This window comes from Legionella beliardensis (assembly GCF_900452395.1).
GTDB lineage: Bacteria > Pseudomonadota > Gammaproteobacteria > Legionellales > Legionellaceae > Legionella_C > Legionella_C beliardensis.
Map to the genome: position 1 here is coordinate 994,587 of NZ_UGNV01000001.1, position 12,065 is coordinate 1,006,651.

Genomic DNA, 12,065 nt, shown 5'->3' on the forward strand with positions numbered 1-12,065 from the left:
AGCTATAAAATAGCTATTATGTAGGATTCATATTAGAGCTTGCTAAGGCATTAGGAGTAGAGATGAAGCCAAAAATCGTGTTTACAGGTGGTGGTACTGCAGGCCATGTGACTCCAAATTTAGCACTAATTGAAGCAGCGCAACAAGAAGGTTGGCAAGTAGATTATATTGGTTCAAAAAATAGTGTCGAAGAAACCATGATAAGGGGCCGGATTCCTTTTTATAGGATTAGTTCGGGTAAATTAAGACGCTATTTTAGCTGGCAAAATTTTATCGACCCCTTTCGAATCTTAGTTGGTATTGGTCAGGCTTATTATTTACTCCGTAAACTTAAAGCAGATGTAGTCTTTTCTAAAGGCGGATTTGTTGCTTTTCCGGTTGTATTTAGCGCTTGGTTAAATCGTATACCGGTGATTGCCCATGAATCTGATATGAGCCCAGGATTAGCAAATCGTTTAAGCCTGCCCTTTGTTGATAAAATCTGTGTTAGCTTTGCAGCTGCGAGGGAGCATTTCAAACATCAAGAGTCTGTTGAGATAACAGGAACGCCAATCAGACCACAGCTTTTTTTAGGCGCGCGTACGCAAGGATTAGCGCGTTGTCAATTTAATGACGATAAAAAACCTTGTTTATTAGTTATGGGCGGCAGCCAGGGAGCAAGTAGTTTAAATGCAATCATCAGGCAATCATTAAGTGAGTTAACCCAAGTTTTTCAAATAATTCACTTGTGTGGCAAAGGAAAAATGGATAACTCGTTGGTCCAACCTGGTTATTGTCAATTTGAATATGCTAATGAGGAACTGCCCGATTTACTAGCCGCTGCTGATGTAGTTGTCTCACGAGCTGGCTCTAATACATTATTTGAGCTACTTGCTTTGCAAAAACCACATGTTCTAGTTCCGTTGTCTTTAAAAGCAAGCCGTGGTGATCAAATTCAAAATGCGTTTTATTTTAATAAATTAGGTATTAGTACAGTGCTTGATAACGATACTTTAACTTATCAGGTCTTAATTAGCGCAATTAATGAGACTTATGAGCGTAGAGAAGGTATTGTTGCTAAGATAAGAGCACTTAATATTGAATCAGCAACCGCCAGGATATTAACTATTATTAAGGAGCAACTTCATGCTGAATCCCGAAGGTTTGTATAATTTTATTGCAGAAGAATGGGATCAAGCAATTTTACCTAGTCTTTGTGACTACATAAAAATTCCTAATAAATCGCCGCATTTTGATGCAGATTGGGAAAAGCATGGATTTATGGAGCAAGCAGTTTGCCATATTGCTCATTGGTGCCGGACGCATGCACCGGCAGACACAACATTAGAAGTAGTCCGACTACCAACGCGTACACCTTTATTGTTTTTAGATATTCCTGGCACTACTGACGATACCATCCTTTTATATGGACACCTTGATAAACAACCTGAAATGGTAGGTTGGCAAGAAGGGCTTAGTCCTTGGGAGCCAGTTATTCGAGGAAATCGTCTTTATGGGCGAGGAGGTGCTGATGATGGTTATGCGGCTTATGCTTCCTTAACGGCTATTCGCGCACTACAAAATCAAAATTTACCTCATGCGCGCTGTGTAATAATTATTGAAGCTTGTGAGGAGAGTGGTAGTTATGATTTGCCTTATTACATGGAAGTTCTTAAAGAGAGGATTGGTAAACCTTCCTTAGTGATTTGCCTGGATTCAGGGGCAGGGAATTATGAACAATTATGGATGACTACCTCATTACGCGGTAATGTGGTTGGTGAATTAAAAGTAGAATTACTCACCGAAGGTGTGCATTCTGGTAGTGCTAGCGGTATTATTGCTGATAGCTTTAGAGTAGCGCGTCACTTACTTAATCGTATTGAAGATGAGCAAACTGGGCAGGTTACTTTAAAATCGTTATACTGTGACATTCCGGAGCAACGAAAAACACAAGCAAGCGAATGCGCAGATGCTCTAGGGGAGAGTATTTATACCGCATACCCTTTGCATGAAGGCGTTGAGCCTACTGCGTATGAAGGCACTGAGTTAATTTTAAATCGCACTTGGCGTCCCGCATTAGCCATTACCGGTGCTGCTGGTCTGCCGGCAATTGCTGATGCAGGAAATGTGCTTAGGCCAACAACCGCGTTAAAATTATCTATGCGTTTGCCTCCTTTAACAGAGCCTAAACAGGCAGCCTTGAGCATGCAACAGACCTTAACCGAAAATCCACCTTATAATGCCCGTGTTACCTTTGATATACATGATAGTGCACAAGGCTGGCATGCGCCGCTATTAGCCGATTGGTTTGCCGAGGCTGTCAATGACGCGTCAATGACTTTTTACCAAAAACCAGCGATTTACATGGGTGAGGGAGGAACAATCCCTTTTATGGGTATGCTAGGTGAATTATTTCCTCAAGCACAATTTATGATTACGGGCGTTTTAGGTCCTCATTCCAATGCGCACGGGCCTAATGAGTTTTTGCACTTAGATATGGCTAAAAAATTAACAGCGTGCGTTGCATTTGTTATTAATAAACACGCTAACTTACCTGATTAAATGGTAATTCGAATCAATAAAATGTTTTATAAATCAATCTGTTTATAATAATTTTACTCGACATTATCTGCATTTACTGACATACTTCACGTGCTTTAGTTACGGAATATAGCTGAAGCAAGAGATGAGTAATCGTATAGTCCAATCAATATGGAGAAAAATAATGAAAAGAAGACTTTTAGGTCTTGCGTTATGCTTTTTTGTTTTACCCGCATTTTCTCAAACTAGCCTTTCTGGCAATTTATCCAAAGTATCGGTTATTGATAAACAAATCAATTTAAATACGGCTGATATTAAAACCTTGTCTAAATCCATTAAGGGGATTGGTAGTAAACGTGCTGAGGCAATTATTACCTATCGTCAAAAGCATGGTAACTTTAAATCAGTAACTGATTTAGCACACGTACCTGGTCTTGGCCAGAAGTTTGTTAATAGTCATGCCGATGAATTGCAGCGCATTTTTATTGTTGAATAATTGTAAGAGGTAAGTTTGGCAGAAAGGGTGGTATGTTTTCTGCTAAACCTGTATTTATACATTCCTGGCGATTTACTTCAGTAAGATACGACAATTAGACTGGATACCGTGGTCAAGCCACGGTATTTTGATAGCATGGAAAGAAACCAAAGAGAAAAACGAATTACCGCGGCTTGACTGCGGTCTCCAGCGATTCACTTAGGTGTTCAACACTTTTTAAAAACTCATTAAAAAACCAGTACTAAATAGGTTAATTTCCTTGCTGCATTATATTGCGGCCAAATAGTTATTTTTTATAGTGAACTCATGTTAATAATAAATCTTCATCAAGAGGTGTCGATTTTTAGGCAAATTTAGGATACAGTACTGTCCCAAAAAGCTTGAGGGTAATGTAGCATATGTTAAGGAAGTTAAGGGGTGTATTTTCCAATGACTTATCTATTGATTTAGGTACTGCCAATACATTGATTTATGTTCGAGATAAGGGAATTGTTTTAAATGAACCTTCCGTTGTTGCCTTACGTAGTGAGTCGGGTCAAAAGCGTGTGGCTGCTGTTGGCTTAGAGGCTAAACGAATGTTAGGGCGAACCCCAGGTAACATTAATGCTATTCGCCCTATGAAAGACGGCGTAATCGCAGATTTCTTTGTGACTGAGAAAATGTTGCAGCACTTTATTCATAAAGTTCACGAAAATCGTTTTTTAAGACCAAGTCCTAGAGTTCTTGTTTGTGTACCTTGTGGGTCGACGCAAGTTGAAAGGCGGGCGATTCGCGAGTCAGCAATGGGCGCTGGTGCACGTGAAGTATTTCTTATTGAAGAGCCCATGGCTGCAGCCCTTGGTTCAGGTATGCCTGTTGAAGAGGCTAGTGGCTCAATGGTTGTCGATATCGGTGGCGGTACGACGGAAGTAGCGATTATTTCTTTAAGCGGTATTGTTTACCATCAATCTGTTCGCATAGGTGGCGATAAATTCGATGATGCCATTGTTTCTTATGTTCGCCGTAATTATGGCACCTTAATTGGTGAAACCACTGCTGAACGAATTAAGCATGAAATTGGCTCGGCATTTCCAAGCCGTGATTTGTTTGAAATTGAGGTTAGAGGTAGGAATTTAGCTGAAGGTGTTCCGCGCAGCTTTACATTAACTAGTGCCGAAATTTTGGAAGCCTTACAAGAACCTCTTTCTGGTATAGTAGGCGCTGTAAGAGCAGCTCTTGAGCTAGCTCCGCCTGAATTAGCAGCAGATATTGCTGAGCGTGGTATGGTATTAACTGGTGGTGGCGCTTTATTAAAAAATATGGACACCCTTTTAATGGAAGAGACAGGGCTACCCGTTTTAGTCGCAGAAGATCCCTTAACTTGCGTCGCACGTGGTGGTGGTAAGGCACTCGAAACAATGGATCTACGTGGCGGTGATTTCCTCTCAACCGAATAATTCCAAAGATAGACTATTTTCACGGGGCAAACACCGTTTTTTGGGTTTTTTGTTTGCCTGTGTGCTATCAATTGGACTCATGTTTTTTGACTATCATTATCATTATTTAAATAATGTGCGTCATGCTTTTTCTTTTATTGTAGCTCCCCTACAATATGCCGTGGATTATCCAGTTCGAATTATAGGCTGGGTTCAGTCGCTAGTGAGTGCTAAGACTGCGTTAATCAATGAAAACATGCAACTTCGCTATCAACAAACACTACTGGAAGCGGAGCTACAAAAATTATTGGTCATTAAAGAAGAGAATTCACAATTAAGAGAATTGCTTTTAACTTCTTCGCGCGCAAAGATGAAAGCGATGGCCGCCCAAATTTTAGCAGTTGATACAACGATAGCAAGGCAAGTTGTTATTTTAAACAAAGGAAAACGAGACGGTGTCTATGTTGGTCAGCCTGTATTAGATGCTAAGGGTGTGATGGGTCAGGTTATTGATGTTGGTTATATGACAAGCACGGTCTTATTAATCTCCGATGCAAAAAGTGCTGTTCCCGTTCGTAATAATCGTACGGGTGAGCGTGCTATTTTAGTCGGCTTAAACAATATAAGCCAACTTTCTTTAATTAATCTTCCAAAGACCTCATCCATTGCTAAAGGTGACTTGCTAGTTACCTCAGGTTTAGGCAGACTTTATCCTGAAGGTTATCCTGTTGGCAAGGTAGATAGTGTGACAAGTATTCCGGGAGAAGCATTTATTAAAGTGGATGTAAATCCAATTGCTTTATTAAATAGAAATCGTTTAGTGCTTTTAATATGGCCGGATAAAGACCAGTCAGAATTAACAGCCCAGCTTAATGAACGCATGAATACCATAGAGGCCTCTCTATGAGCTCGCTAACAGTTCGGTTAATGATTGCTTTTGTTATTGCCCTGTGTTTAACCATTTTTCCTATGCCTCATTGGTTAGCAGGCATTAAACCACCCTGGGTTCTCTTACTTGTTTTGTATATTCAATTTTATATTCCTGATCGCTTTAATTTAATAAGCTTAATTATCCTTGGGCTTACATTAGATGTCTTGTTATCAACGGTGATCGGTGAGCATATGTTTGCTTTGTCTCTTGTAGCCTGGGTTGCTACGAGCAAAGCACGGCGATTTTATTTCTTTTCAATAGGGCAGCAAATGGCACTTGTTGGCTTTTTCTGCTTTTTATATCAACTTATTATCATCATTATTGATGCTTTTTTAGGATTTCATATTAATTTCATTCCTGTTTTTGTAAACGCGGTAATTAGTATTTTAATATGGCCTTGGCTGCGATTAATAGCCGATGATGCCTTGTTTAACAAGATTAAAAACTATTCATCATAATGGTTTTTAATCTCGCATAAGCGATATTCCCCAGGTAATAAATTGCCTAATGACCAATCAGCGATACGATGACGGACAAGCCGGAGCGTTGGAAATCCAATGGCTGCTGTCATCTTACGAATTTGATGGTTTTTCCCTTCTTTTAAAATGACTTCAAGCCAGGTAGTGGGGATTGATTTCCTAAACCGAATAGGAGGAATTCTTTTCCACAGCGCAGGTTCGTCAATACAATGAGCTTCTGCAGGCAAAAAATGGCTATCTTTAAGAGTAAGGCCTTTTCTTAGCGGCTCTAAATCCTGTTCAGTAGGCTGGCCTTCAACTTGAACCCAATAGTGTTTGCGCTTATTGTAATTAGGGTGACTTAATTGATGCTGAAGCTTGCCATTATCCGTTAAAAGAAGTAAACCCTCGCTATTTTTGTCTAAGCGTCCTGCGGCATAAAAATTAGGTAATGAAATAAAATTAGCAAGCGTTTCTTCGCCAAGACTGCCGGTAAATTGACTAACTACGCCAAAGGGTTTATTGAAAAGTAAAATGGTAGTCATTGTCTAAGTTAGGTTAGATAAAATTGTAATTATGGCGTTATTCTTTCTTGGGGCAAGACTTTTCGCATGTTATGATGGTTCTCTTTAAAAGTAGGGGATAGCGATGACATTTGAGAAAATTCATATACCAGAGCAAGGACAAGCTATTACTTGTGCTAATGGAAGATTAAATGTACCTGATTTTCCAATTATTCCGTTTATAGAAGGTGATGGAATTGGGGTAGATGTTACGCCAGCAATGCGCAATGTCGTCGATGCTGCCGTAGCGAAAGCCTATGGCAATAAAAGAAAAATCGCCTGGATGGAAATTTATGCCGGAGAAAAAGCCACTCAAGTTTATGGTGGTGATCAATGGTTACCTGCTGAAACATTGCAAGCAATCAAGCAATTTATTATTGCCATTAAGGGACCATTGACAACGCCTGTTGGCGGTGGGATCCGCTCATTAAATGTTGCCATTCGGCAAGAATTAGATTTATACACCTGTTTGCGACCCATTAAATACTTTAAAGGCACGCCTAGCCCACTTAAAGAGCCTTGGAAAACCGATATGGTTATTTTTAGAGAAAACTCTGAAGATATTTATGCGGGTATTGAATGGCAAGCCAATTCTGAAAAAGCAATAAAGGTCATTAATTTTTTAACGCATGAAATGGGTGTGACTAAGATTCGCTTCCCTGACAATTGTGGCATAGGCATTAAACCCGTTTCACAGCAAGGAACAGCGAGACTTGTAAGAGCGGCTATTCAATATGCTATTGATAATGATCGTGACTCCGTCACTTTAGTGCATAAAGGTAATATTATGAAATTTACTGAAGGTGCATTTAAAGAATGGGGTTATGAAGTCGCACGTGATGAGTTTGGCGCTGAGCTTTATGAAGGTGGCCCGTGGATGCAACTCACTAATACTAAAACAGGTAAGAAAATTATTGTAAAAGACACGATAGCAGATGCATTCCTACAGCAAATCTTACTGCGCCCAGAAGATTACAGTGTCATTGCCACACTTAACTTAAATGGCGATTATATTTCAGATGCGCTAGCGGCTCAGGTAGGGGGGATTGGTATTGCTCCAGGTGCAAATTTAAGCCAAGAAGTTGCTGTTTTTGAAGCAACGCACGGCACAGCGCCAAAATATGCTGGTCTTGATAAGGTGAATCCTGGCTCTTTAATTCTTTCAGCCGAAATGATGCTAAGGCATTTAGGTTGGGTAGAGGCAGCTGATTTAATTATTAAGTCAATGGCAGATACTATTGAGTCTAAAACCGTTACCTATGATTTTGCGCGGATGATGGAAGGTGCGAACTGCGTTAGCTGCTCAGGATTTGCACAGGCGATGATTGAGAGAATGTAAGGTCTAATGGCGTTAAATTGTTCTTTTTAAGTTAAATCCCGTATAAATGCTTTGCATTTTACGGGATAACTTTTATTTAGCGTCCCAAGCTATTTTATAACTTTTACGTTAAACGCATTTTACATTAAGAAAAAGTGGCTATAATTAACTTAAGTTGTTAAATTGTTCATATCGGAAAGAGTAGCTCTCTTGCCATTACTTTTCCACTAACTAAGTAACAAACCTTGAGCCAAAAGTAACGCCAGCATTTAGGTCATTACTTAAGTTCATATTGTCACAATGTATAATTGAATTTCAGTAAACAGGCATGTGACTAACTGGTAGGGTAGATAAATAAACCTGGTTTACTTGAGGTGAGACATATAAAAAAAGTATGGTAGAAATCAATAAAAGCATTGTTCAAAAGTATCAGTATGGGTGCTATCTAATCATCATGATATACATTGCCACAAAGTTTGATTTTTTTATAACAATAAAATCATTTTTTACTGGCCAAATGCTCATTGAAAGTCTATAAAATTAGTAAAGGGTATAAAGATGAGTGGCCGGTATTTAGAGGAGTTTGTTGAATATAAAAACGCAGAGGCAGAAGTTCTCCCTGCAGTCAAAGTTCCAAAGAAATATAAAGTCATTTTATTGAATGATGACTATACACCAATGGATTTTGTAGTGGATGTATTAAAGCGTTTTTTTCGATTAAACGAGGAGCTGGCAACCCAGATTATGTTACAGGTTCATATTTTGGGAAAAGGTGTATGTGGTATTTATACCAGGGACATAGCAGAGACTAAAGTTGCTCAGGTAAACGATTATGCCAGAAGTCATGAGCATCCTCTATTGTGTACTATGGAACCAGAATAATGCAGGTGGGTGAAGAGGAGCAATGCCAATGTTAAATAAAGAACTTGAATTCACCTTGAATCTTGCTTTTAAGGAAGCCAAAGAAAAACGTCATGAGTTTATGACGGTTGAACATCTACTGTTGTCTTTACTTGACAATCCTGCTGCAGGCAATGTTCTCCAAGCTTGTGATGCAAATATTGACTCATTAAGACGAGATTTGATTGAATTTATTGATGAAACCACGCCTCGAATTCCTGAAGGGGAGCATGACAGAGAAACGCAACCCACCTTAGGCTTTCAACGTGTTCTGCAACGCGCAGTGTTTCATGTGCAGTCAGCTGGCAAAACTGAAGTAACAGGTGCTAACGTACTGGCAGCTATCTTTAGTGAACAAGAAAGCCAAGCTGTTTATTTTCTGCGCCGCGAAAACATTACCCGACTGGATGTCATTAACTATATTTCTCATGGGGTTTATAAACACCATAGTAACGAAGCCAATGATCACCTTAATTCTGCTATGGATGAAGAAGCAATGGCAGGTGAAGGCAGTGAATCACCTCTAGAGAGCTATTGTCTGAATCTTAACAGAAGAGCTCGACTCGGGAAAATTGACCCGCTTATTGGCCGACATGAAGAAATTCAACGTACTATCCAAGTGCTTTGCCGACGTCGTAAAAATAATCCGCTCTTAGTGGGCGAAGCAGGGGTAGGTAAAACTGCAATTGCAGAAGGCCTTGCTAAGCGTATTGTAGATGGCGAAGTGCCAGAATCCATTAATAACTGTGTGGTTTATGCGCTTGATTTAGGTGCACTGCTAGCAGGTACTAAGTACCGCGGTGATTTTGAAAAACGTCTAAAAGCCGTATTAAAACAGTTAGGCCAACAAGACGGCGCTGTGCTGTTTATTGATGAAATTCATACCATCATTGGTGCCGGTGCTGCTTCGGGTGGCGTGATGGACGCATCAAATCTAATTAAACCATTACTGGCCAATGGTGAATTGAAATGCATAGGTTCTACAACTTATCAAGAGTATCGCGGCATCTTTGAAAAAGATCGCGCACTCGCACGTCGTTTCCAAAAGATTGATATTAGCGAGCCTACAGTTGAAGAAACATTTGAAATCCTTAAAGGATTGCGCTCTAAGTTGGAAGAACATCATGGCGTGAAGTTCTCAATTCCGGCACTAAAAGCAGCGGCTGAGCTTGCAGCAAAATATATTAACGATAGATTTCTCCCTGATAAAGCAATCGACGTAGTTGATGAAGCGGGTGCTTATCAAAACCTCTTAACAGCCAATAAGCGTCGAAAAATTATTAGTGTGACGGAAATTGAAAATGTGGTCGCTAAAATTGCCCGTATCCCGGTTAAAAAAGTATCTGCCAGAGATAAGGATACATTACGTAATTTAGAGCGTGACTTAAAATTACTTGTCTATGGTCAAGACAGTGCAATCACAGCATTAGCTTCTGCTATTAAGTTAGCGCGCTCAGGGTTGCGTGACCAACAAAAACCAGTCGGTTGCTTCTTATTTGCAGGCCCAACAGGCGTAGGTAAAACGGAAGTCACGAGACAACTAGCTAATGTATTAGGCATTGAATTACTGCGTTTTGATATGTCTGAATACATGGAGAAACATACGGTTTCACGTCTAATCGGCGCACCTCCTGGCTATGTTGGTTATGATCAAGGCGGGTTACTCACTGAAGCTGTGACTAAAAATCCTCATTCAGTTTTATTGCTTGATGAGATTGAAAAAGCACATCCTGATGTGTTTAATCTCTTATTACAGATTATGGATCATGGCACTTTAACTGATACGAATGGCCGCCAAGCCGACTTTAGGCATGTTATTTTAGTCATGACTAGCAATGCTGGCGCTACGGAAATTACCAGAAACTCCATTGGTTTCTCATTGCAAGATAATGCTAATGATGGACTTGAAGTGATTAAGAAACAATTTAGTCCTGAATTTAGAAATCGCTTAGATGCCATTATTAATTTTGCTTCCTTAGATACAGAAACCATTGGACTTGTTGTTGATAAATTTATCATGGAATTAGATGAGCAGTTAAGCAACAAAGGGGTTACCTTTAAAGTTGATAAAGCCGCACGTGATTGGTTAATTGAACATGGTTATGATAGAACAATGGGCGCTCGACCAATGGCTCGCTTAATTCAAGAACAAATTAAAAAACCGTTAGCAGATGAGTTATTGTTCGGAAAATTAATGAAAGGTGGTCATGTTGTTATCAAAGTAAAAGATGGTAAATTGCATTTTGATAGTCATGATCATTGTGAAGGAGTTATTTAATTAACTAATTAATTATCCTATCTAAGGGGTCTAAGCGTTAAGCTTAATCAGAGGGTTTAAATTGAGCTAAGTCAGGATAAATGCATTAAATTTATCCTGATTTAAGCCATAACATTTTATATCTTATTTATCCACTCTTGGTTTATCTATTATTTTTGCCTGTAAATACATTTGCTTGAAGTACGACACCTAGCTACAATTACAGCAATCTAGGTAAATGATTAATTATATTTTTAGGTTACTTTATGCTAAGCGTAATTATTATCAGTAAAAATGAAGAGGCTAATATTAAGCGCTGCCTTGAGTCAGTAAGCTTTGCGGATGAAATTGTGGTACTTGATTCAGGAAGTACTGATAAGACAATAGAAATAGCTCAAAAATATACAGAAAATGTCTATACGAGTGAGGATTGGTATGGCTACGGTGTGCAAAAACAACGCGCGCTTAACTTAGCAACAGGCGATTGGGTTTTAAATCTTGATGCTGACGAATCAGTCTCAGAGCATCTGCGTACCGCGATTGAAGAAGCGATGGAATCTGATGAAGCAGATGCTTATCGAATTCCTATTTGCATGAATTTCTACGGTAAACCGTTGCGCTATTCATCAAGCCCCACCAGACATATACGGCTTTTTAAACGCGAAGGCGCTCGTTATAGCGATGATATTGTGCATGAAAAAATAATTTTACCGGCAGAAGCACGCATTAGTAAACTAACACTTCCTATCATGCATCATTCATTTCGTGATGTAAGCCATGCTTTATACAAAATTAATCGCTACACTTCTTATAGTGCGAAAATACGTTCACAAAAAGGTGATCCGCCAGGGATTGTGAAAATTCTATTTAGTACAGGTTGGATGTTTTTCCGTTGTTTTTATTTACAGCGTGGCTTTATGGATGGTGTTGCTGGATTTCTGTTAGCCGTATTTAATGCCCAAGGCACCTTTTATCGGGGCATTAAGCAACTTTATCCGGACGTTAGACACACGATTTCAATGTCACCTGACCGAAAAGACATACAGGCAGTTCCTAGTCTGCCAGATAAGTCAGCTGACGAAGTAGAGGATAAGCCTCTTCCTCAAGAGCAACTGACCACTGAGTCGGAATCTATAATAGAGGTAACTGAGCCTAACCAAGAAGCAACGGATAATGATGAAAAGCTTCCAGTTGAAGAAGTGATTGA

At 39.5% G+C, this 12,065-nt stretch carries 10 protein-coding genes and 1 pseudogene; 10 read left to right on the top strand and 1 reads right to left on the bottom strand.

The window, feature by feature from the left end; translation table 11 throughout:
- Positions 1-62 precede the first annotated feature (62 nt).
- From DYE47_RS04450 to mreD, 6 genes are all read left to right on the top strand, one after another.
- Entirely contained in the window at positions 63-1,151 is a 1,089-nt protein-coding gene (locus DYE47_RS04450; protein WP_115302110.1) for an undecaprenyldiphospho-muramoylpentapeptide beta-N-acetylglucosaminyltransferase, read from the top strand.
- Entirely contained in the window at positions 1,126-2,541 is a 1,416-nt protein-coding gene (locus DYE47_RS04455; protein ID WP_115302111.1) for a M20 family metallopeptidase, read from the top strand. Before DYE47_RS04450 ends, DYE47_RS04455 begins: the two co-directional genes overlap by 26 nt.
- 163 nt (positions 2,542-2,704) lie before the next feature.
- Positions 2,705-3,016, top strand: a complete 312-nt coding sequence (locus DYE47_RS04460; RefSeq protein ID WP_115302112.1) for a ComEA family DNA-binding protein — start codon at positions 2,705-2,707, stop codon at positions 3,014-3,016.
- A gap of 398 nt (positions 3,017-3,414) precedes the next feature.
- Positions 3,415-4,452: a rod shape-determining protein gene (locus DYE47_RS04465; RefSeq protein ID WP_115302113.1), complete on the top strand. Its 1,038-nt coding sequence runs from the start codon at positions 3,415-3,417 to the stop codon at positions 4,450-4,452.
- Positions 4,430-5,338 carry a rod shape-determining protein MreC gene (mreC, locus tag DYE47_RS04470; RefSeq protein WP_115302114.1) on the top strand — a complete coding sequence of 303 codons (909 nt, stop codon included), beginning with the start codon at positions 4,430-4,432 and terminating at the stop codon, positions 5,336-5,338. Before DYE47_RS04465 ends, mreC begins: the two co-directional genes overlap by 23 nt.
- The gene (gene mreD / locus DYE47_RS04475; protein ID WP_115302115.1) at positions 5,335-5,820 is read left to right on the top strand and encodes a rod shape-determining protein MreD; all 486 of its coding nucleotides are present in this window, start codon (positions 5,335-5,337) and stop codon (positions 5,818-5,820) included. The genes mreC and mreD overlap by 4 nt, the downstream gene beginning before the upstream one ends.
- On the opposite strand, the gene DYE47_RS04480 is transcribed toward mreD, so the two are convergent.
- Complete coding sequence (locus tag DYE47_RS04480; RefSeq protein WP_115302116.1) at positions 5,808-6,365, bottom strand: pseudouridine synthase; 558 nt, start codon at positions 6,363-6,365, stop codon at positions 5,808-5,810. The two genes, mreD and DYE47_RS04480, sit on opposite strands and share 13 nt — an antisense overlap.
- Before the next feature lie 103 nt (positions 6,366-6,468).
- Here DYE47_RS04480 and icd point away from each other — a divergent pair, with 103 nt between their 5' ends.
- The 4 genes and pseudogenes from icd to DYE47_RS04500 all read left to right on the top strand — a co-directional run.
- A complete protein-coding gene (icd, locus tag DYE47_RS04485) occupies positions 6,469-7,722 on the top strand; it encodes an NADP-dependent isocitrate dehydrogenase (protein WP_115302117.1) in 1,254 nt (417 codons plus the stop codon).
- Between the two features lie 537 nt (positions 7,723-8,259).
- Positions 8,260-8,583, top strand: coding sequence for an ATP-dependent Clp protease adapter ClpS (gene clpS, locus DYE47_RS04490; RefSeq protein WP_115302118.1), 324 nt, complete (start codon positions 8,260-8,262; stop codon positions 8,581-8,583).
- 28 nt (positions 8,584-8,611) lie between these two features.
- Positions 8,612-10,879 (top strand): ATP-dependent Clp protease ATP-binding subunit ClpA, encoded by a 2,268-nt coding sequence (clpA, locus tag DYE47_RS04495; protein WP_165482027.1) that lies wholly within the window; start codon positions 8,612-8,614, stop codon positions 10,877-10,879.
- 245 nt (positions 10,880-11,124) lie between these two features.
- A pseudogene (locus tag DYE47_RS04500) lies at positions 11,125-11,859 on the top strand (glycosyltransferase family 2 protein); the annotation flags it as partial.
- Between the last annotated feature and the right edge of the window lie 206 nt (positions 11,860-12,065).

Bases quoted from the DNA above. Each gene is read 5' to 3' on its own strand.
- DYE47_RS04450 (WP_115302110.1), top strand. From the start codon at position 63: ATGAAGCCAAAAATCGTGTTTACAGGTGGTGGTACTGCAGGCCATGTG.
- DYE47_RS04455 (WP_115302111.1), top strand. From the start codon at position 1,126: ATGCTGAATCCCGAAGGTTTGTATAATTTTATTGCAGAAGAATGGGAT.
- DYE47_RS04460 (WP_115302112.1), top strand. From the start codon at position 2,705: ATGAAAAGAAGACTTTTAGGTCTTGCGTTATGCTTTTTTGTTTTACCC.
- DYE47_RS04465 (WP_115302113.1), top strand. From the start codon at position 3,415: ATGTTAAGGAAGTTAAGGGGTGTATTTTCCAATGACTTATCTATTGAT.
- mreD (WP_115302115.1), top strand. From the start codon at position 5,335: ATGAGCTCGCTAACAGTTCGGTTAATGATTGCTTTTGTTATTGCCCTG.
- DYE47_RS04480 (WP_115302116.1), bottom strand. From the start codon at position 6,365: ATGACTACCATTTTACTTTTCAATAAACCCTTTGGCGTAGTTAGTCAA.
- icd (WP_115302117.1), top strand. From the start codon at position 6,469: ATGACATTTGAGAAAATTCATATACCAGAGCAAGGACAAGCTATTACT.
- clpS (WP_115302118.1), top strand. From the start codon at position 8,260: ATGAGTGGCCGGTATTTAGAGGAGTTTGTTGAATATAAAAACGCAGAG.
- clpA (WP_165482027.1), top strand. From the start codon at position 8,612: ATGTTAAATAAAGAACTTGAATTCACCTTGAATCTTGCTTTTAAGGAA.